Annotated in this window: 17 protein-coding genes and 1 pseudogene; 1 reads left to right on the forward strand and 17 read right to left on the reverse strand. The window is 59.0% G+C overall.

Annotated elements, in window-relative coordinates; genetic code table 11:
* Window positions 1-21: 21 nt before the first annotated feature.
* The 17 genes from ABW22_RS11445 to ABW22_RS11525 all read right to left on the reverse strand — a co-directional run bounded on the left by ABW22_RS11445 (window position 22) and on the right by ABW22_RS11525 (window position 19,040).
* Window positions 22-705, reverse strand: a complete 684-nt coding sequence (locus ABW22_RS11445; protein WP_157648616.1) for an acyltransferase family protein — start codon at window positions 703-705, stop codon at window positions 22-24.
* 52 nt (window positions 706-757) lie between these two features.
* Window positions 758-2,113 carry an endo-1,4-beta-xylanase gene (locus ABW22_RS11450; protein ID WP_157648617.1) on the reverse strand — a complete coding sequence of 452 codons (1,356 nt, stop codon included), beginning with the start codon at window positions 2,111-2,113 and terminating at the stop codon, window positions 758-760.
* Window positions 2,110-3,525, reverse strand: a complete 1,416-nt coding sequence (locus ABW22_RS11455; protein ID WP_059756574.1) for an O-antigen ligase family protein — start codon at window positions 3,523-3,525, stop codon at window positions 2,110-2,112. Before ABW22_RS11455 ends, ABW22_RS11450 begins: the two co-directional genes overlap by 4 nt.
* 91 nt (window positions 3,526-3,616) lie before the next feature.
* Window positions 3,617-4,822: a glycosyltransferase family 4 protein gene (locus ABW22_RS11460; RefSeq protein WP_082708768.1), complete on the reverse strand. Its 1,206-nt coding sequence runs from the start codon at window positions 4,820-4,822 to the stop codon at window positions 3,617-3,619.
* Between the two features lie 2 nt (window positions 4,823-4,824).
* The gene (locus tag ABW22_RS11465) at window positions 4,825-5,898 is read right to left on the reverse strand and encodes a glycosyltransferase (RefSeq protein WP_059756579.1); all 1,074 of its coding nucleotides are present in this window, start codon (window positions 5,896-5,898) and stop codon (window positions 4,825-4,827) included.
* Between the two features lie 14 nt (window positions 5,899-5,912).
* Window positions 5,913-7,394, reverse strand: a complete 1,482-nt coding sequence (locus tag ABW22_RS11470; RefSeq protein ID WP_059756582.1) for a lipopolysaccharide biosynthesis protein — start codon at window positions 7,392-7,394, stop codon at window positions 5,913-5,915.
* A 57-nt stretch (window positions 7,395-7,451) separates the two neighbouring features.
* Complete coding sequence (locus ABW22_RS11475; RefSeq protein WP_059756587.1) at window positions 7,452-8,423, reverse strand: GDP-L-fucose synthase family protein; 972 nt, start codon at window positions 8,421-8,423, stop codon at window positions 7,452-7,454.
* A gap of 4 nt (window positions 8,424-8,427) precedes the next feature.
* Complete coding sequence (gmd, locus tag ABW22_RS11480; protein WP_059756590.1) at window positions 8,428-9,513, reverse strand: GDP-mannose 4,6-dehydratase; 1,086 nt, start codon at window positions 9,511-9,513, stop codon at window positions 8,428-8,430.
* A 166-nt stretch (window positions 9,514-9,679) separates the two neighbouring features.
* Entirely contained in the window at window positions 9,680-10,366 is a 687-nt protein-coding gene (gene epsI, locus ABW22_RS11485; RefSeq protein WP_059756594.1) for an exosortase-associated protein EpsI, B-type, read from the reverse strand.
* Window positions 10,367-10,441: 75 nt separating this feature from the next.
* Window positions 10,442-11,341 (reverse strand): exosortase B, encoded by a 900-nt coding sequence (gene xrtB, locus ABW22_RS11490; protein WP_059756934.1) that lies wholly within the window; start codon window positions 11,339-11,341, stop codon window positions 10,442-10,444.
* A 4-nt stretch (window positions 11,342-11,345) separates the two neighbouring features.
* Window positions 11,346-12,233 carry a chain length determinant protein tyrosine kinase EpsG gene (gene epsG / locus ABW22_RS11495; RefSeq protein WP_059756597.1) on the reverse strand — a complete coding sequence of 296 codons (888 nt, stop codon included), beginning with the start codon at window positions 12,231-12,233 and terminating at the stop codon, window positions 11,346-11,348.
* Between the two features lie 32 nt (window positions 12,234-12,265).
* A complete protein-coding gene (gene epsF / locus ABW22_RS11500) occupies window positions 12,266-13,654 on the reverse strand; it encodes a chain length determinant protein EpsF (RefSeq protein WP_059756599.1) in 1,389 nt (462 codons plus the stop codon).
* A gap of 12 nt (window positions 13,655-13,666) precedes the next feature.
* On the reverse strand, window positions 13,667-14,461 hold the full coding sequence (gene epsE / locus ABW22_RS11505; protein WP_237763326.1) for a polysaccharide export protein EpsE: 795 nt from the start codon (window positions 14,459-14,461) through the stop codon (window positions 13,667-13,669).
* A 183-nt stretch (window positions 14,462-14,644) separates the two neighbouring features.
* Complete coding sequence (gene epsL / locus ABW22_RS11510) at window positions 14,645-15,805, reverse strand: XrtB/PEP-CTERM-associated polysaccharide biosynthesis outer membrane protein EpsL (protein ID WP_237763327.1); 1,161 nt, start codon at window positions 15,803-15,805, stop codon at window positions 14,645-14,647.
* A gap of 26 nt (window positions 15,806-15,831) precedes the next feature.
* The gene (locus ABW22_RS11515; RefSeq protein WP_059756605.1) at window positions 15,832-16,491 is read right to left on the reverse strand and encodes a CAAX prenyl protease-related protein; all 660 of its coding nucleotides are present in this window, start codon (window positions 16,489-16,491) and stop codon (window positions 15,832-15,834) included.
* 39 nt (window positions 16,492-16,530) lie between these two features.
* Window positions 16,531-17,478 (reverse strand): EpsD family peptidyl-prolyl cis-trans isomerase, encoded by a 948-nt coding sequence (locus ABW22_RS11520; protein ID WP_059756608.1) that lies wholly within the window; start codon window positions 17,476-17,478, stop codon window positions 16,531-16,533.
* Between the two features lie 179 nt (window positions 17,479-17,657).
* Complete coding sequence (locus ABW22_RS11525; RefSeq protein ID WP_059756612.1) at window positions 17,658-19,040, reverse strand: undecaprenyl-phosphate glucose phosphotransferase; 1,383 nt, start codon at window positions 19,038-19,040, stop codon at window positions 17,658-17,660.
* Window positions 19,041-19,641: 601 nt separating this feature from the next.
* Here ABW22_RS11525 and ABW22_RS17330 point away from each other — a divergent pair.
* Window positions 19,642-20,254 (forward strand): annotated as a pseudogene (locus ABW22_RS17330) (IS1595 family transposase); the annotation flags it as partial.

Consider the following 20,254-nt stretch of genomic DNA (forward strand, 5'->3'; position numbering starts at 1 on the left):
CAAGCTGCGGTGGCCGAGCGCTCATTTCACCCCCTTACCGAGCGCAACCGTGCTCTGTGGACGCGACCTTGCTGTCAAATAGCGCGCTCCACTGAAAGACACCCATGCAATCAAAATCGCGCCTGCAATGACCGCAGGCCAGAAAACTGCCACATTGCCGGGAAACGGATTCGCCAAAAACCCGCCCAGCAACATGATCTGGAAATAGAAAATCCATTTGAAGTAACCACCCTCAATCGAAAAATGACTGAGGTCGAGCGTCGTCAAATAGAAATAGAAGTAAGGCAAGAACAACAAAGCGATGAGCTGCAAGAAGACGGCTTTGTTTCTAAGCTTCATGAGCCAAAAAAACGGCACATAAAAACAGACGATTGCCGCGACAAACCAATACTCCGTCGGCCACAGCAGATGCCGCACATAATCCGTCACGCCCCACTCAAACACAGCGCCCGTTACAACCGCTGCCGTTAGCGCAACCAGCAGCACTGAAGGGTAAATACGTGCCAGCCGCCTTTGCAGCCAAGGCCAGAACACATCGCCTTTCTTCCGATAGCTGGCTGCCAGCCCAAAACCTGACAGCATGAAAAACAACGAATTACCCAGTTGGCCACCCGTAGACATGGCAGGAACAGGGTAGAGCTTGTCCAGATGCGAATTCGTGATCAACAGGACGGCGATGAAACGCAGAAATGTCGTGTCCAGCATTACGCCCCACTCCTTGTTATCCAACCATCGGGACTTCTGAAGTTTGGCTGCTTCACGGGGTCCCCCAGGCCAGGTCATCCGACACAATCAACAATGGCGCTTCATCCACCCGAATGCGCCCGCTTTGATCAACATTTGTCATGCCACCCAGCAAGGTTTCATATTGCCGCGCTTGCCATTGGGCTGGCACCATCCAGTTACGCGTTCCGGTTGTGTTCCAAACCAGGCGCGCCTTTCGCTCACCACGGTTCATTGTGCAAATCCACAATTTGTCATCAGCCGTGCGGCACTCGTTGATCGCTGCCCCGCGCAACCAGCGTTCGGTTTTGATGTAGGCATTTCCAGCTAGGGTGATAGTTCGGCCCTTGCCTTCTGTCAACGCCATGGTGGGGATATCCCACGAATACCAGAAAAAACGATCCAGGCCGCTTGCCGCCCCAAGTATCAATGCGCGCGACGCATAGGCGGCGCCTTTTTCGACGTTCAGCACTTCGCCAAACACTTCCGATCCGGTTACCTTCGCTTCTCTGTCCGGACTCTCAACCACAAAGCCCGATTCGGTGTTCCAGATTTCGACGCCGCTCAAGCCATATTGATTGACCAAATTTCGCAACGCATGAACGACACCAGGGATCTGCTCGGGCGGGGTGACATAAATGTGATAGGCGATGACATCGCTGACCTTGCCGCCTCCCGCATCCAACCAGGCCTTAAGCCGCTTCAGGCCAGGTAGCCCCGAGTCCGCCGCAGGGGAAATCAGCATGGCTTCAGGGTCCACCTCATTCAGCACACGCTTGGCGATGGCTCCCATCTCAACCATCTGTTTAGCCGTACCCGTAAATCCTGCAACCGCTCGATAGGGGTCAATCTCACGAAACCTAGGTTCGTTCCACAGTTCGTAGTATTTTATTTTTCCCTTGTAGCGGGTCGCGACTGTGCGGATGTAATTTTCCCAATCCGCCATATTCTTGGGTTCAGCCGAGGCCCCCCAGCCGTTGGGCACTTTTTCATGCGGACGGGCAGCTGCCCAGGGCGGCGTCTGGCCCAGTGTCAGCATCACTTCTACGCCGTGGGCTTGCGCACGCGCAACAGCATTGTCCAGCGACTCGAAGCGCCACATTCCTTGTTGGGGTTCCAGACCGTACCAGGTTGTCTCACCCGTAATCACGCGCCAAGTGTGAAAACGCGCTGCGGGCCAGTAAGGCGTTGTCGCGCCCCAACGGACATGCATGCCAAAATAACTGTCTGGGACGGGATGCGCACCGGATGGATTCACCACCAGCATCTGCGCCCAAGCGGGCATGACCAGCGCCAGCCATACCACTAAGCCCCATACAGGCTTTATTTTTGAGCGAAGGCCGCAACGAACCCGGTTGCCCGCCAAGATAAGCAGTTCAACTAGTGTCATCTCGTCACCCCAGAATCCTCAGGTTTTGCTGCATTGGCTGCCAGACTCAGGAACAGCACGAATACGGCAAGATGGATAAAAAACATCAGATCAAGCGCCTGATTCCTGAAGGGCGTTTCCGAGACCGAACGTACAATCAAGACAACCACTAACGCCAGCGAGACACCTCGGGTTACGGTAAAAAAACGCACCCCGAGAGTAATAAGCGTACCAACATAAATGAACAAGCCAATGACACCGAGCACACCCGATTCGCCCAGCGTCTGGAAAAACTGGTTATGCGCCATGCCGACAATATATAAGTACTGCGGCGCATATTTCAGTCGGTATTCCACATCCCACAAGCCTGGCCCATAACCAAAAATTGGGTTGTCCTGCCAGGAATGAATGGTGATCGCCCAAATATTGGTCCGGCCTGTCAGTGAAGTCAGGCTGCTATAGCTTTCTGCATTCAGGCCTTTGAACCAGCCTTCCACACCCACTCCCCCTAGCAACACTGCCCCCGCAAAGCCCACCAAAATCACCAATCCACCAATAATGGCTGGTGTGGCGGAATGGCCTGCCTTGCTGGTTTTCATCGCGGATATTTTGTAGATGAAAAAAACGCCATAGGCCAGCACTGCCCCTGCCCAGCTTGTCTTCGACTGTGTGGCCACCAGAACCGCTACACTGACGAGCCAGCCCAGTTTCCGGTATAGAGAGCGATCCGCGCCATCGGCCATATCCAGCACCAGATAAACCAGCGCGGCCATACCTAGACTGTTGGAGTGGGAAAAAATCCCATGCAAGCGAAAATCAAATCCTGGAATCAAGGTAAGCGCGGTGCCCGTTGACCAAGTGGGCGCAACAATGCCGAACAACGCACTCAAAGATATATAGGTCAGCAACACCAACTTGAACTGCCTGACGTACCACATCCAATCCGCTGAAGGCCTTGCCAGGTAGGCCAACGTGAAAATCAGCGGCGCATGCGTCATGAAATGTGAAAAGGATGGCCGGGTACCCGCCACTGCACTGATGAATGCTGGTGCAATAAGAGCCAGGTATGCGATAAACAATCCGCTGCCATGTCTTTTGTCGATCTGCTTGCCCTGAAGGTTTTTGATTATCACGATCAAGCTGAATGCGAGAATCAGATAGGTCAAACCACGCGCACCCCACAGTGCCAGAAACTGGACAAAGCCCGGGGGGACCCAAACATCCTGCAAAATTCCGTTGACCCATTCGCCGCGCGGCGTACGAATATCGGTCAGCACCGGGATGAAGCCAAGCACACCGATCAACCCACCCCATAAAATCCTTTGGTCACGCTGCCCTGTGATGCGGAACAACCCCCAAAGCATGACAATAAAGGCCAGCGGGATTATTAAGGCGACCATAAAATAGGCCGTGATGAAGGCGTACTGCATCATTCGAAAGCTAACCTTTTAATTCTCAACGCAGAATCGCCCGGCGATACAGCTTCTGCGCTGAATAAGACAAACACACTCAGCAAACACCCCATCACCTTGCGGATCCTTCGTTCAAGGCCTGCTTGTAACAACGTTCATATGCGGCGACCACCGCAGCCGGTGAAAATCTTTGCAAGGCGGCGTCTTTAGCGCGCGCAGACAAATCACACAAAGCTCTGGGTTGATTCAAAATTTCCAGGGCGGCCTGGACGATGGCTTGCGGAGAACGCACATCCACCAAGAGCCCACTTTCTCCAATCACCCAAGGTACAGCGCCGCTTGTTTCCCCGCCCACTACGGGCACACCCAAGGACATGGCCTCGGCAATCGACATGCCAAAGGTTTCTTCCAGTGATGGGTGCAGTAAAAGGTCGGACTCGGCCAGTTTGGCAAGCAAAACAGGATAAGGCTGCGGCCCCATGAAATGCACGCCATCGGTTAAGCCTTTCGCCTGCGCCCAGGATTCGGCTTTGCCGCCCGGGCCATAGTCGCTGCCCATGATGCTGAGTTCGGCGGCAGGAAAGGCACGACGCAGCGTAGCAAAGGCGCGCAGCGCAGGCTGCGGATTTTTAAGTGCCCCCCAGCCATTGAGCACCATGGCAATACGTGGACGCAAAGGATCGTATTGCCGGGTAGATGCGGCAAGATGCGCCGGGTGTGTTGGCAACGGATTGGGGACGACAGTGATCGGAACGCGCGCGTAGCTATCAAGCTTTTGTTTGAGATAGGGAGAAACAGCAGTCAGGTTCTGTGCCTGATCCAGCACACGCCGCGCCATGAAGTAACGCACCAGACGATAGGGGTCGGGGGAATGGCGCAGCACAACCTGTGGGGCGTCGTGGCAGGTTACAAGATGCGGCAAACCGCTTTCGATAGCAGCCAGGGCAAATTCGTAGCTCCAGTGGGCATGCACCAGATCGGGGGCGTCGTTCTGCATGGCCTGACTGAGGGCGACGCGCTCGTGCCTGAAGGCATCGGCCGCACGGCCCCAGCGCCCTTCGCTGTAACGGAATGCACGGGGACGTGCGGAACAATAGGTGATTTTGAAGCGATCACCACTGACGCTAACGCGCGTCGACGGTTGCATATCGGACGAAGTGGTGTAGGCGACGATGTTGTGGCCGCGTTCGAGCAGCGCACCGATCAGGGTGCCGAGCAGGGGTGCACCGTAATAACCTCGTGGCAAATCAGATACATCGCCATGTATAAAGTGGGCAATGCTATCTGTAGCTATATGGCCGGCAATTCCGATACGCATGGCTAGGCTCTGACAAGCTCCCGTTCCGGGAACAGCTCATCTTTTATGATTTGCAGCATGTCGCCATAAACCTTGTCGGCATGAAAATGGCGGCGCATATGCTCGGCGGCGGCCATGCCAAGCTCCATCCGCCGATCCACCGGCATGGAAAGTAGATACAGTGCGATATCGACTGCTTCTTTTGGTGTGTGAAACCAGTACAAACCCGGAATGCCACCAAACACCCGTTCATATCCAGACTGGTAATTGGTGAGGTGCGGCACGCCACATGCCAGGCTGATGGGCAGGCGGTCGGAAGAATACATCGGCAGGGCAGGAAATTGATCCCAGGTCACACTCATCCAGGCGCTGCGAATCTTGTCACCCTGCTCATGAAATGGAATTGGGCCGCGAGCATATGACTTGCCCTGCCAACCCGTTCCACCGCCATAAACAGCAAAGCGCTCACCCAGGCTTTGATGAAACGCGTTCGCCAGTTGCTTGCGTTGTCTGCCCCCTGGTAGATGCAAGCCCGGGATACGCTTGATGTTATGCAGATTGGCGATCATCACTGCATCCAGCGAGCGTTGCCGAGCTGGCTCCCAAGGCAGATCGAAGCGCACGCTGTCGTAGGAATGCGGTGCCAGCCTGATTTTAGGCGCGCCTGCCTTACGAACCGCCTCGGCCAAATAGCCAAGCCCGACTAGAAAAGCAAGATTGGATTCGGCCATCACCGCCTTCAAAGTAGCACTCATCGTTTTGATGAATTGTCCGTAAGCGTCACCTTCCCACACCACCAATTTGGGTTTGCTCGGGATCGCTTTAAGTTGCTTCAGGTAAGTCTGATCGACTCGATATCTGTCATTAATGTGCTGAACAAAGATCACGTCGGGCGCAAATTCGCGTGCGGTGTTCAGTAGTTCTTCCAAAGCCAGCCGGTGATCGCCCAGCACTTTGGCACGCGCCAGATACGAATAGGCTTGATATGCGCTGAGGTTACCTTCGGCAAGTGCGCGTTCAAATGCGTGGCGTGGGCCGACCTGGTCACCTTCAGCACCTTCGTTGGGCAGATAAAACAGACGCAGGGCGTGTTTCATGATCGTTCAGGTTATTAGTTAAGTTTGGAAGCGGGGATGAAACGCCCCAGACGCGGCAAGCGCCGAGCCAGCTCGCCAACAACCGGTAATCGGCTCAAGGCTTTACGGCTGACCCACGAGACGCCTACCAAGGCAACCCCGCCCGCAATGATTTCAAGCAATAGATGCAGCCAGCGTGGCACTTCAGGCGGCAGGGCATGGGCTGCCAGCCAGATCAGGCCGAACGAGCTCAGCCCGGCCAGCAGCATGACCGTCAGAATCAGTCGGAATTCATGCATCGGCGGATGCAGCAGTCGGATGATCACACCGGTCATCAAGATGAAACGCGTCCATTCGGCCAGCACAATGGCGCCGGCAATACCCAGCACGCCGTAGGGCAACAACAGGACAAACGCCGCGATCTGCAATGCCAGCACGCCGGCCTGAATGCGCAGTTTGGGTTTGAGTGCGCCCATGGCATCCAGGGTGACGCCGACCAGGTGCGACAGGTATTGCGGTGCAACAGCCAGTGCAAGAATCTGCAGGATGGGGATGGCTTCGAGCCATTTGTCGCCGAGCAGCACGCTGACGATATCGGGCGCTGCAGCGATCATGCCCAGGGTGATGGCGAACGCGTAACTTCCCAGCACCAGCACGCTGATTTGCAGGCTGGCGATTTGCCGCTGGTCGCCCAGCCGGCTGATGACGGGGAACAGGGCACGCGTGATGATGTTGGCAGGCTGCTGAACAGGCAGGTTGCTCAGAAGTGATGCACGTCCGTATATACCCGCTGCGGCGGTGCCGAAGAATTTGCCGATGATGAGCGAATCGAGACTGCCGCTCAGGAATTCAATAAAGCCGATGAGCGAGTAGCGGGCGCCAAACTTGAAGAAATGGACGCGTTGCTGTTTGTGATGACGCCAGCCGAATTCGTGGCGGCTGAACAGATAGGCCAGGGATGCGCTGAGCGTGCTTTGCGACAGGACGGCCCCCACCAGTGCCCATACGCCAAAGCCAAAATAGGCCAGGGTGATGCCGACCAGACCATAGCCCACCACATAGGCGCTGCTTTCGATGATGGCAATGTGCTTGAAGCGCATTTCGCGGCGCAGCAGGCTCAAGGACACGGCCGACAGGCCACCCAGCAGGAAGTTGACCGACAGGGCTTGAATAACTGGCGCCAGCATCGGCATGACAAAGTAATCGGCAATGAAAGGAGCAGCGACGATTGCGATGACCGTGCAGAGTGCCGAAATGCTCAGGGACACGCTGAGCGCTGCCCGAACATCGCCGTCTATGAGTTCGGGTTTTTGAATGAGGGCGGGCCCAACGCCCAATTGGGCGAAATATGTCAGAAACCGCAGCATGACATTGGCGATGGCAATCAAACCGAAGTGCACCGGATCGAGCAGGCGCGCCATGACGGCCATGAACACCAGCTGGAACAGGACGTTCACGACCGTGGACAGCCCACCCCATCCGATGCCGTGGAGGGTTTTGCTTAGGGAGCTACCCATGACGAAGCATGACCCACCCTGCAGGCGCTTCCGTTCTGCGGAGGATGGGCATCTTGGTCATGTGTTTGTCGCAAGAAAATCCCGGTAGGCCGCAGCCAGACCGCTTCGCATGTCGGTCGCAGCTTTCCACCCCATCGCATTCAGACGACCCACATCCATCAGCTTGCGCGGGGTACCGTCCGGTTTCGCGGTATCGAATTCGAGTGCGCCCGGGTAGCCCACGACACGCGCCACGGTTTCCGCAAGTTCGCGGATGGTGAGATCGTGCCCCACGCCGATGTTCATCAACGGCGGCAGGCCGTCGTTTCTGTCCTGGCCCAGAAGCGGGATGAATTGCGCATCGGGCAGGTTCATCAGATAAACGCAGGCGTCGGCCATGTCTTCGCTGTACAGGAACTCGCGTTTGGGCGTGCCGGTGCCCCAGACGGTGACCGTTGGCGCGTTGCTGACCCGGGCTTCGTGAAACCGACGAATCAGCGCAGGGATGACGTGGGAATTCTCCGGGTGGTAGTTGTCGCCGGGGCCGTACAGGTTGGTCGGCATGACGGCCAGGTACTGGGTGCCGTACTGCCGGTTGTAGCTCCAGCACATCTCGATGCCGGCGATCTTGGCCAGCGCATAGGGACGGTTGGTCGGTTCCAGCGGACCGGTCAGCAGGTGCTCCTCCTTCATCGGCTGCGGCGCGAGCTTGGGGTAGATGCAACTGGAGCCCAGAAACAGCAGGCGCTTGACCTTGTTGTTGTATGCGGCGTGGATGATGTTGGTCTGGATGGCGAGGTTGTCGCGGATGAATTCGGCTGGATAGGTGTTGTTGGCGTGAATACCGCCGACTTTGGCTGCGGCTAAAAAGACGTAGTCAGGCTTTTCCTGATCGAAGAAGGCTTCGACCGCGGCCTGGCTGGTGAGGTCGAGCTCGGCGTGGGTGCGGGTGACGAAGTTCTCGTAGCCTTTGGCGCGCAGATTGCGCATCAGGGCCGAACCGACGAGGCCGCGATGGCCGGCGATGTAGAGTTTGGCGTTCAGGTCCATGGGCTTATTCGTGGTAGTCCATGGCCTTGTAACCATGCTTTTTGACCAGTTCGTCGCGCTCGGCGGCTTTGAGGTCTTCGCGCACCATTTCGGCGACGAGCTCGGCAAAGCTGATCCTGGGGGTCCAGCCGAGTTTCTGTTTGGCCTTGCTGGGGTCACCCAGCAGGGTTTCGACTTCGGTGGGACGGAAGTAGCGCGCATCAACGGCGACAATGCATTTGCCTTTGGCGTCGTAGCCCTTTTCGTCAATGCCCTGCCCGTCCCAGCGGATGGCCATGCCGAGTTCTTTGGCGGCGGCATCAACGAAATCACGCACGCTGTATTGCACGCCGGTGGCGATGACGAAGTCTTCAGCCTGCTCCTGCTGCAACATCAGCCACTGCATTTCGACGTAGTCTTTGGCGTGGCCCCAGTCGCGGCGGGCCGACATGTTGCCCAGAAACAAGCACTCCTGCAGACCGAGCTTGATGCGGGCGAGCGCACGGGTGATCTTGCGGGTGACGAAGGTTTCGCCGCGCACCGGGGACTCGTGGTTGAACAGAATGCCGTTGCAGGCATACATGCCGTAGGCTTCACGGTAGTTGATGGTGATCCAGTAGGCGTAGAGCTTGGCACAGGCGTAGGGGCTGCGCGGGTAAAACGGCGTGGTTTCCTTCTGCGGGGTTTCCTGCACCAGGCCGAACAGTTCAGAGGTGCTCGCCTGATAGAAGCGGGTCTGCTTTTCCAGGCCGAGGATGCGGATGGCTTCGAGGATGCGCAGGGCGCCGAGGGCGTCGGAATTGGCGGTGTATTCCGGCTCTTCAAAGCTGACGGCAACGTGGCTTTGCGCGGCGAGGTTGTAGATTTCGTCGGGCTGCACCTGCTGGATGATGCGGATCAGGCTGGAGGAATCGGTGAGGTCGCCGTGGTGCAGCACGAAGCGCCGGGTTTTAACTTCGGGGCCTTCGTACAGGTGATCGATGCGATCGGTGTTGAACAGCGAGGTGCGGCGCTTGATGCCGTGGACTTCGTAGCCTTTTTCCAGCAAAAATTCGGCAAGATAAGCGCCGTCCTGGCCGGTGACGCCGGTGATGAGGGCTTTTTTTGTCATGATGGTTCCGTCTGGTTTATTTGGAAAATAACAAATCCCGATTCGGCAGTCCGTTGCGTCGGGAAGGTGTTCCCGACCTACTGTCGACCCGTGTTTCCAGGGTCATTGCAAGGAACAGTACGTAACGGTGAAAGAGTCTTTCTTGATCCTGCCCGGTATGTTCGCGTCATGAATCAAATTTTCCGGTGAGGCGCCCCCGCTCGGTATCGCGCAGGGATGCGAGCATCGCCCGAATGAAGTCGGTCTGATCTTCGTAGGCGCCCTGTTCGTCCCGATCGATCGATGAGACGCGTATCAGCATGCCGTCGGGTATCACCCCGGTAAGGGTGTAGCGCATTTGCGCGAGTTTCATGCGCAACCCGAACTGGGTCTGCTGGTCGCCCACCACCACCCAGTAAGTGATCGGTTCATTGCGCGCGCCCTGCGCTGCCACCAGGCGCTTGATCGGTAATTCGCCATATTGCGTGCTCAGCACGTCAGGCTGGGTGTCCTTGACTACCTGGAACCCCTGCGCCGGATAACACACCTCGGGACGGTGGGTCTGCATGCCTTCGCCATGGCTGCCGCCATAAGCCACCGACAGCATGATGCGCTTGCCCGCGCCGTTGACGTAGGTGCGCGACAGCGTCTGGCTGTAGGTTTCCTCAATGACTTTTTGCAGTTCGGGCGTGACCAGCAGGGTGGCGATGGTTTCGTCGATGTTCCAGTCGCCGAACCGTGCCGGAATCAGGGTTTCCAGATTGATCTGCTCACTGTCAGCAAGTTGGGCCGTGGGCTTGAGCGCCAGCGCCATGCCTGCTGCAGCAAACATGCAGACGCCGATAACGAGGTGCTTGAAGCTGATGAGTTTCATGTCTTGCCTCCAGAAACCAGGGCGCTGCGCCCAAAGTGAGAAAGTGTGCGCCCGTTCGATTGCATCCACATGAAATCAGACCTGTGCGCGGGCGCGCCGGCGGTCGGGGAAGATGAAACCCAGCACCCCGTCCAGCGCAAACAAAAACAGCAGGCCGAAAACGAACAGCATGATGCCGGCAAAGTCGTGCAGGAAACCCTGCCCTGCCTCGTCGCCCAGATGGTAGGTCACCAAGATCAGTACCATGACGCGCACCACGTTGGCGGCAAAGGCAATCGGCAGAATGGCGGCCATGATGATGAGGTTGCGCGCGGCGCTGGTGCGCTCCATCAGGTACAGATACAGCAGCCCCATGGCCGACAGGCTGAACATGGAATGCAGACCGGAGCAGGCGTCGGCCACCAGCAGTTGATACTGCCCGACGGTGAGCATGACGCCGCTGCGCGCGACGGGATAGCCGGCCATATACAGCGCCTGTTCGGCGATCACCGAAATGTATTGCTTGAGCGGGCCGGTGGCGGTATCGACCACAAAGCCCGGCAACGGGATCATGAACAGCAGGAAGAACAACGCAAACCACAAGGCGCGCGCAGCGCGCACGCCCAGGGTGACGAGCAGCGCGCCGAGGATGACCGGAATCTGCGAGCCGACTTCCATCAGCAGAATGTCCTGCGAGCGTCCCACGGCATAGGCCAGCAAGCCAAAAACCAGAAAAACCCAACCGGTTGCCGCCTCGACGCGCGTGGGAGGGACGCCGGCGCCAGCCATGAACACGGCCCGCTGCTGCCAGATCAGGAACAGGGTGACCACCAGAATGATGGGGCCGTGTGCGTATTCGTCGGTATTCCACAAACCGTGCGCCAGCATCCAGTAAGTGGGGCCGTACAGCACCAGCAAGCCGATCAGGATCGGCCACCAGGCTTTAAGGGGGGCCAGGGCGTTGAGCGTGGAGACGCGCGGGGCAAGTGTGCTCATGGTGTCAATCCAGAACGACGGCACCGACAACCTGCGCGCCGGTGTGCATGATTTTTTCTTTCAGCTCGGTCAGTGCGGCCAGGCGGCTGACGTTGCGGCGGGCGGCAATCAGCATGCCGCCCGCGCGCGCCGCAACCACCTGAAAATCCGAACTGAGCTGCGACGGCGCGGCATCCAGCAAAATGATGTCGTAGCTGGTTTCCAGCCCGGACAGCAACGCGCCAAAGCTTGGGCGCACCAGCAGTTCGGCCGGGTTGGGCGGCGGCGATCCGGCGGGCAGCACGGTCAGGGTCGGAAACGACTTGACTGCATGTGCCTGCACGGAAGGCACGCGTTCGGCCAGGATGTCGGACAATCCCATGCCGTTGCCCAGGTTGAAAATTTCATGCTGGCGCGGCTGCCGCATATTGGCGTCGATCAGCAATACCTTGCGCCCCATTTGCGCGAACAGCACCGCCAGGTTGGCGGCCAGATAGCTGGCCCCTTCGTCGGCGCGCGCGCTGACAATTCCCAGCGTTTTACGGCCATCGTTAAACCAGCGCAACAGCAATTCCGAGCGCGCCGAACGCAGGGCTTCGGCCTGCTTGCTGTAGGGTGCTATGGCGACGGTGAGGTCGGGGCTGAGGCCCGCCTCGGCGGCGGGGATATAGGGATATTCAAACTGGTGCGACAGCGCCTGCTGGATGTCGGCCTCGGCCACCAGGCCGAGTTTTTGCGCGGCCTCGCCAAAACGCAGGTTCTGCTCCTGTTGCAGTTTGAGCACGCGTTCCATGTCCTGCGGCTTGAGCTTGCCGGCATCCTGCAACAGCTTGCCGATATGGGAGTCGGCGCGGATGCTGGTGGCCGCCTCGACGATGCTGCCCTGCTCGCTGGCACTGTTGGGTAAATTCATATAAACCTCGGCTTATGCGGTGTGGGGGTACGTCAAGCCATCGCGGTACGGTTGCGATAAAACAGGCGGCGCAGGGCTTCGAACAGGCGGCCATTTTTCGACACTTCGGCCAGCACCGGAATCTCCAGCCCACCCATGATGTCCTGGCCGGAACGCACGCGCCGGTCCAGCAATTCGATCAAAAATCCCAGGCTGACGCCCAGCAGGGTGCCAAAAAACACCGCCAGCAACACATTGAACCGGACGCGCGGCTTGGACGCCTGGGTGGGCGCGATGGCCGGGTTCAGCACAGCAATGTCGGTCTGGGTGGACTGCGCTTCCATGCGGCTTTGGCCATAGCGCTGCAGGGCCGAATCGTAGATGCGCTGGGCGTTTTCGAGATCGCGCGCCAGCAGGGTGGCTTCTTCGCGCTGCTGTTTCAGTTCCAGCACGTTGGTTTTTTGCCGGGCGAAAGCACCGGAGAGTTCGTTGAAGCGCTGGCGTGCCGCGCCGGCAGTGGCGCCGACACCGCGCGACGCAGTACTGAGCTCATTGGCAAGCTTGATCTTGTAGGTGTTCACCTCGGCCTGAAGACGAATCAAGTCAGGATGGCTCGCACCCACGCGCTTGGCCAGCTCGGCCAGCTTGCCTTCACCCTGCGCCACTTGCGATTTAAGGCTTTGCACCACGGGGCTGTTGATGACTTCGGGCAGGTTGCTGCTATCGCGCGTGCGCGAGCTGGCATCGTACGACGCCGATTGCGCGGCGACCATCTGTCCGGCCAGGTCGGTCATGCGGCGGGTTTCGACGTCGAGCCGTTCTTCGGATTCGACCAGGCCTTTTTCGCGCTGATAGGCGGTGAGCTTCTGCTGGGCCTGATCGAGTTTCTCGCGCAACTGGACGATCTGCTGGTCGAACCAGGCGGCGGTCAGTTTGGCCGGCGCCACGCGCAGGTCGAGGCTGGTTTCAATGTAGGACTTGGCAAAGGCGTCGGCCACGATCTCGGCAAACCGCGGGTCGCTGCCGGTGAAGCCGATGGAAATGATGCTGGACTCGCGCGAAGGCTCGACGCTCAGCTTTTGCAGCAGCAGGGCGCCCAGCCACTGCTCGATCGAGCCCTGGCCATGGGTTGCCTGCATGAACTGTTCGCGGGTGCCGGGGTTGTTGGCCAGCTTCAGCTCGCTCACCACTTTACCGGCCACGTTCTGGCTGTTGATGATTTCGATTTGCGTGGCCATATAGCCGGGAAACATCTGCGACGGCAACATCTGGCCGGTTAAGGAATCCTTGCTCTTGGAATCGATGATCAGCGTGGTAGTCGCCGTGTACTCCTTGGGCAATAACAGGCTAACTGTCGCGGTCGCCGCGACGGTGAGCAACAGCACGCCGAGGATGATCCACTTGCGCGCATTCAGAATCAGTAGGAATTGGGTAAAAGTCATTGCGGGGATCCCTTAGAACAGGCTTTCCTTGACGTAGACCACATCGTCTTTTTTCAGTAGATCGGCCAGCTGGGTGTCCAGCTCTTGCATGCCGCCGCTGGCGTCGCGGCGCAGAATCCTGATGCCTTTCTGAGTGCCGCGTGCGGTCACGCCGCCGCCCATCGACAGGGCCTGCACCACGCTCATGTTCTGTTCCAGACGGAACGCGCCGGGACGCTGTACTTCGCCGTAGATGTAGAACATCGGCTGGCGCGCCACGTTGATGATGTCGCCGTCCTGTACCAGGACGTTGCTGGCTTCGCCGCCTGGCTTGAACAGCGCGATCACGTCGATATCGCGGTATTCGGGCTTGCCGTCGCGCGTGCGCACCAGGGTAACGGTGTCGGCGCCGTCGGCGATGATGCCGCCGGCCAGCGCCAGCGCATCGGAGACGCGGCTGACTTTTTCCAGCGCGAATTTGCCGGGCCGGTTGACCCGTCCCAGCACCGAAATCTGCTGGCTGCGGTATTGCAGCACATTGAGAGTGACGAAGGGTTCGAGGATGAAACCGCCCTTGCTCAGGCGCTGCGCGATTTCGGCTTCGCCCTGGGCGGGCGTGGCGCCGGCCAGCCTGACGTTGCCGATCAGCGGAAACGTGATGTTGCCGCTTTCGCCCACGCGCGCTTCGGTGGCGAGTTCCGGCTGGCCATACACCGTGATGCGCAACACATCGCCGGTGCCCATGCGGTAGTCGTTATCCGCGCTCCATGCGGGCGCCGCGAGCAGCAACGCGCACATCATCAAAACACTACGCCACAACCCGATCATCGTTCTCTCCATTCGGCGGCAACTGCAATGGCTGCCGCGCCCTTACTTGAAATTGTGTGCTGCATAACCAGTCGAAAACTGGCGATCCAGCGCTTGGTCTACAACCACATGGCGCACCCTGAAGGACACGTGTGCCTGCCGCGCGGCCATGCTCCTCGCAATGACGACTTGTTCATGGCCTCCTTAAAAATCTGCCCGAACACTAACAAAGGCCCCGTGAAAGTTGTAATCGTTGGCAGTCATATTGGAATCGCGACGCCCGGCCAGCAGGCCGACATCGATTATGGCCATGCGCACAGGGGCATAACGCATCGACAGCGAGCCTCCCAGGGTGTCCTCATCGCGCTGTTGAAGGCCCGGCACAACCAGTCCGGTATCGCCCTGGAAGCTGCGGTTCTCAAACGTGGCGCCTGCGCGCAGGGTGATTTTTTCGGTGGCCCGCCAGGCTGCGCCGAGGCTGGTTCCGGTGTTCAATTGATAGGTGGCGTTGAGATCGTCCGAGTTTGCGATTTCACGATAGAGCGCCCAGTTCAGAGCGGTTTTTCCGGTTGGAAAATAATCGGCCGACAGTCGCCCCGCCAAACCGGAAAAATCACGCTGTGCCAGCGTATCGTTCTCGCGTTTCACATAACCCGCTTTCGCGTGCGCAACCACCTTGCCGGTTACGTTCCAGTCGCCCAGAAGGTTGTATTCAGTCTGCGTATAGGTGCGGTCGACGAACGTGTTTGGCAAGCGGTGGGGGTATTCGCCCTCCACGCGCAGCATCTGGCCGCGCAGCTTGCTGCCCTTGGGTGTGGCATAACCCAGCGTGGCCGAAACGCTTTGATCTTCATAATCCAGCGGCGCCTGCTGCACGGTGCTGTTGGTCAACGTGGCCGCTGCCGCGCCCAGCCCCACATTCCAGCGCGGATGAAACTGCCAGTCGGCACTGGCAAACCGGTTGTCGCGGGTGATCTGGTTGTTGATACGCAGGCCCACCAGATCACTGAAGCTGCTTTGCGTGACGCTCTCGGTTGCGCCCACCTGGCCCGACCAGTGGTTGCCCAGCCGCCAGTTCCATTTCAATTGATAATCCGAGCCGTCGTAATCCAGCTGGGTGTTACGCGCAAAACGTACCTGATTTTTGCTCGCACTGGCGATGATGCGCTGGCGCCCCGGCTGCCAGTCCATATTCAGCCCGGCGCTGAGCACGCCATACTGGTCGGATCGCTGCGGCACCAATGCATATTCGCTCTCGGCGAGACGAAACAGATTGCTGTCGTAATTGCGGGTGTAGGAGACGAACGGGCGAAAGGTGTCACCCTCCTTCGCCTGCGCAGGCAGGGCCAGCAGCGCGCCCAGCACAATGCTTGCGTACGGCAGCAGATTGCTCACCAGAAACTCCACTGGCCTGTGGCCGCCACGTAAGCGCCCAGCGCGCCGTTGGTGACGGCATGCGCAATGATGGGCGCCCACAGGTTGCGCGTGCGGATATACAGCCAGCCATACGCCAGTCCGGCGATCAGCCCGGCCAGCCATTGCAGGTGTTCGACGGCAAACAGCGCGCTGGTGATGAGCAGCGCCTTCAGGCCAATCCTCGCTGGATGCAGGTTCAGAAAATCGGGCTGCTGTACCCAGCGCTGAATAAACGAACGCCAGAACAGTTCTTCCATGACCGGCACCACCAGCACGGCACCGGCAATGCGGAACGCGACCAGCATCCAGTCGAGGCGGCCAGCCTCGTCGGTGGGGTTGTAGCCTTCGCCCGGCTCGCCGAGCAGCATCCAACTGGCGTCGAGATTGACCCACAGAACCAGCACCACGACGCCCACACTGACCGACAGCAGCAGGTGCCTTACCGGCAGACCATACGACCTGAGTTCGGCGTAATGGCGCCACAGTACCGCCAGCGCCAGCGTCACCAATCCGGCCTTCACCGGATACAGCCAGCGCACGTCGAAGCCGGGCGCCCAGTCGGGCAACAGACCTTCCAGCACCAGCATGACGATATATAGCCCGAACGGCAGGCTGCGAACGAATAGGGGGAACATGGCTAAAAACGGGCGCGGTTTGTCGCCGCGCCCGTCAGATTATTTCAGGCCGGAAATCCCTTTGCTGATCGCATCGGCGTCAGCATCGGAAGCGATTTTTTCCGTCGGTGCGACGGCTGTCTGAGCAGGTGCTTCCTTGCCCGCATCGACGAACTCGCCCATATATTCGATCCTGGCAGCAGCCTTCAGCGCATCCAGCTCGTCCTTGGCCGCCTTTTGGCGTGTCTGCGTCTGCAGCAGGCGCGTGATCGCGGGCTTGGCCTGCTCCAGCGTCACCGGCTGCGCCTGCGAACCGGCAAGCACGATCACCAGCAGGCCATCCGGCGCGTTCACCACCATCGCCTGACCGTCCGGCATTTCGGCCAGTTTGGGCAGAATTGCCAGCGGCAACTGCTCGGCCGGCTTCACGCCCTGCGCCGCTTTCGCCGGCAGGTTTTCAGCCTTCAGCCATGCGGCAAAATCGTTCAGCGTTTTGGAGGCGGTCAACTGCGCGCGAATCGCGTCGTGTTTCTCTTTCGGCGCCTTGATCGAGATTTCCTGCAGGCGATACACCTTGCGCCTGGAAAACAGTTCCGGATGCGTGCTGAAATAGCCGGTCACCTCGGCTTCGCTCGGCTCGGCCGGCGTACCCAGCTTGCGGCCCATATAGGCCTCGGCCAGGATCTGGCGGCGCGCCGCATCCAGCGCCTGCACCACCGTGGGGTCGCGGTCCAGCTTGTCGGTCTGCGCCTGCTGCACCAGCACTTCCTGATCCACCAGGTTGCGCACCACCTGCAGCGAAGCTGGCCTGGATTGCTCACTATCCAGATTGGGAATGCGCTGCAGCGCATAATTCACCTGATGCACCGTCAGCTCGGTGCCGTTGACCCTGGCCGCGACCTGCGTCGGGGCTTTTTCGCCAGCAGCCGCCTCCTTCTTGCCATCGCCGCAGCCGACAACCAGTGCCGCAATCAACAACGGTATATATATCTTCCTGAAATCGCGCATTATCGTTTTCCTCTTCATCCGGATTGTTGGCCAGTATGTGGCGCGAATGTTACGAGACGGTTTCAAATTTGTAGCAATACGAGGTGCGGCCGCTGTCAATGCCCAAGCCATGTCGCGCGTTTCCGGATGTTTCATACGTTCCAGCGCAGGCCGGAACGGATGTGCAACGGATTGATCTGCTAATACGCGCTCTGGTCGCGCCAGACGACAGCAAGCGTTTTGCTTATGATCATGAGGTCGAACACGAGCGACCAGTTGCGCATGTAATCGATGTCGTACTGGACGCGGGCGCGCATCTTGTCGAGGGTTTCGGTTTCGCCACGCAGGCCGTTGACCTGCGCCCAGCCGGTGATGCCGGGTTTGACCTTGTGGCGCAGCATGTAGCCCTTGATGAGCTTGCGGTACTGCTCGTTGTGGGCAACGGCGTGGGGGCGCGGGCCGACGACGCTCATGCGACCCTGCAGGACGTTGATGAACTGCGGCAGTTCGTCGAGCGAGGTGCGGCGGATGAAGGCGCCGAAGGGGGTAATGCGGATGTCGCAGCGGCTGGCCTGGTTGATGATGCCGCCGTCCTCGCACACAGTCATGGAGCGAAATTTGTAAACAAGAATTTCCTGGCCGTCGAGGCCGTAGCGCCGCTGCTTGAAGATGACGGGGCCAGGCGAGGACAGCTTGACGCCGACGGCCAGGATGAGCAGCAGCGGCCAGATCATCAGCAGGATGAGGCTGGCGATGACAACGTCGCTGATGCGCTTTCCGATGCCGCTGACGCCGAGGGTGGGCGATTCGGTGAGGGCGACGACGGGCATGCCGTGAATGTGATCGACACGCGCCTGGATAAGGTCGGAGACGAAAATGTCCGGCACAAAATAGACCGATGCGGTGGTGTCGCGCAGGGCGTCGAGCAGGCTCAGGGTGCGCGGGTGCGCGGCCATGGGTAGAGTGATGTAGAGAAGGTCGATGCCGTTGCGGTTGACGTAGTCGGGTATGTCGATCAGCCGCCCCAGCAGTTGTTTCGGGTTGGCGAGCTGGGTGCGCTCGATTGTCCGGTCGTCGAAAAAGCCGACCACATCCACCCCCAGCGCGAGGTCGTTAGCAAAGCGCCCGCGCAATTCCGTGCCCAGATGCCCCGCGCCGACAATGAGGGCGCGGCGGCGCCCGCCTTCCAGCAGCAGTAAACGCGGCAGCAGCTTGCGTGTGATGCGATGCGCAACCCACATGGCAACAGGGGTGGCGAGCACCCACGCCAGAACCAGATCAGGCGGAAAATGATCGAGATAGCCGGTAGAATAACCGAACAGCAGGATCAGGCCGGACAAGAAGAACCAGGGTATGACGACTTCGTTCCAGAAGGCGCGCAGGGTGACTTCGGGCCATTTGCCGGGAAAGGTCAGGGTGAAGACGATCAGGGCCAGGATGGGATACGGCCCGCGGAAGGGTTCTTCGAAATACAGCGTGCAGCCGATCAGCACCAGCACAGCCACAAAAGGGTCGAGCAGGCTTTTGGTCAGCGACACAACTGAAAGCTGCTGCCGGAACAGCCACTGATTATGATTTGTCATCACTTCCTTGCATCGTGAAGATGCAAATTCCATGGCGGCCTGCGTGCAGGCGCGTTATCGTCGTCGCGTATCCGTCCAGGTCCGAGGCGTTATCCAACAAAGGCCGAAACCGGGGGGCGGGCCAGGAAATCGGATGACATCGCGCCCTGGCGATGCCGCTCTCCCCGCTAGCCCGATTCACCACAACAGCTTCCGTCCGGAACCCGTAACGCTGTCTCACTACACATCAAACGGCCGATGTGATTTCCCTGCTCGACTAGCCAGTAGAGTTCGGGATGTTGCGCTTTTTTTATGTATGTTTTTTTACAGCACACCTATGCCACCTTGCTCCCGGAAAACCGGCGAACTGCATGCGCAGCATCATGATTCGCAGCAATACAGGTTCAACTCTCGTTTCTTGCAAGGGACACTTTCCCGCCGCTGTGGCAAGCGGGTCATTGTCGGCAAGGTCCGGCTAAATACCGTCCCTGCGGGACATATGTTGTCGACCTACGACCAACTGGAATGTGAATAAGTCGTAATGGCTCGCGGACTGAAAATGGTTCAGAGGCATAAATTAAGTGGGGTATCCATACAAATGCGGCGATGCTAGCATTCTTGGATGGAGAGCCCGAAGCTGCGACATCGGCCAGTGGCCGGCAAGGATTACTCCAAGAACTACGCAGACTTTCTCGGCTGGTTCCCTGATGATGCCGCTTGCCTCGACTATCTTGATTGGCTCCGTTGGCCGGAGGCTTTTCGTGTCCAGAATGCTCTGGCAATGCGGGGTGGCGTATGAGCGATAACCGATGGTGGTGCAAGGTATGTCGGCGCCGGGTGTCTGCCACAGCAGGCACCCTCTTTCATCACACGAAAACACCCCTTACGGTATGGTTCGCGACCGCCTGGCACATGACGGCGCCGAAGAACGGGGTGTCCGCCAAGACCCTCCATCGCCTTCTTGGATTCGGCTCCTACCAGACTGCCTGGGCGATGCTTCACCGCTTCCGCTCCGCCATTGGTCACGCCGAGCATGATCGGCTGTCCGGCGATGTCGAAGTGGATGCGACCATGATTGGCGGCGTTCGGCCTGGGAAGCGCGGACGCGGGGCTGCTGGCAAGGCTCTCGTCGCAGTGGCGGTTGAACAGATGCAGCCAAAAGGATTCGGTCGGTGCCGGATTCAAGTCATCCCCAACGCCGAAACAGGCGCTCTGCGATCCTTTCTCCTGGCTCA

Source organism: Thiobacillus denitrificans, assembly GCF_001530125.1.
GTDB classification, from domain to species: Bacteria; Pseudomonadota; Gammaproteobacteria; order Burkholderiales; family Thiobacillaceae; genus Thiobacillus; species Thiobacillus denitrificans_C.

Bases quoted from the DNA above. Each gene is read 5' to 3' on its own strand.
- ABW22_RS11525 (WP_059756612.1), bottom strand. From the start codon at position 19,040: ATGACAAATCATAATCAGTGGCTGTTCCGGCAGCAGCTTTCAGTTGTG.
- ABW22_RS11475 (WP_059756587.1), bottom strand. From the start codon at position 8,423: ATGGACCTGAACGCCAAACTCTACATCGCCGGCCATCGCGGCCTCGTC.
- ABW22_RS11515 (WP_059756605.1), bottom strand. From the start codon at position 16,491: ATGTTCCCCCTATTCGTTCGCAGCCTGCCGTTCGGGCTATATATCGTC.
- ABW22_RS11455 (WP_059756574.1), bottom strand. From the start codon at position 3,525: ATGATGCAGTACGCCTTCATCACGGCCTATTTTATGGTCGCCTTAATA.
- xrtB (WP_059756934.1), bottom strand. From the start codon at position 11,341: ATGAGCACACTTGCCCCGCGCGTCTCCACGCTCAACGCCCTGGCCCCC.
- ABW22_RS11460 (WP_082708768.1), bottom strand. From the start codon at position 4,822: ATGCGTATCGGAATTGCCGGCCATATAGCTACAGATAGCATTGCCCAC.
- epsI (WP_059756594.1), bottom strand. From the start codon at position 10,366: ATGAAACTCATCAGCTTCAAGCACCTCGTTATCGGCGTCTGCATGTTT.
- epsE (WP_237763326.1), bottom strand. From the start codon at position 14,461: ATGATCGGGTTGTGGCGTAGTGTTTTGATGATGTGCGCGTTGCTGCTC.
- ABW22_RS11445 (WP_157648616.1), bottom strand. From the start codon at position 705: ATGCTGGACACGACATTTCTGCGTTTCATCGCCGTCCTGTTGATCACG.
- ABW22_RS11465 (WP_059756579.1), bottom strand. From the start codon at position 5,898: ATGAAACACGCCCTGCGTCTGTTTTATCTGCCCAACGAAGGTGCTGAA.
- ABW22_RS11450 (WP_157648617.1), bottom strand. From the start codon at position 2,113: ATGACACTAGTTGAACTGCTTATCTTGGCGGGCAACCGGGTTCGTTGC.
- ABW22_RS11470 (WP_059756582.1), bottom strand. From the start codon at position 7,394: ATGGGTAGCTCCCTAAGCAAAACCCTCCACGGCATCGGATGGGGTGGG.
- gmd (WP_059756590.1), bottom strand. From the start codon at position 9,513: ATGACAAAAAAAGCCCTCATCACCGGCGTCACCGGCCAGGACGGCGCT.
- epsF (WP_059756599.1), bottom strand. From the start codon at position 13,654: ATGACTTTTACCCAATTCCTACTGATTCTGAATGCGCGCAAGTGGATC.
- ABW22_RS11520 (WP_059756608.1), bottom strand. From the start codon at position 17,478: ATGCGCGATTTCAGGAAGATATATATACCGTTGTTGATTGCGGCACTG.
- epsG (WP_059756597.1), bottom strand. From the start codon at position 12,233: ATGAATTTACCCAACAGTGCCAGCGAGCAGGGCAGCATCGTCGAGGCG.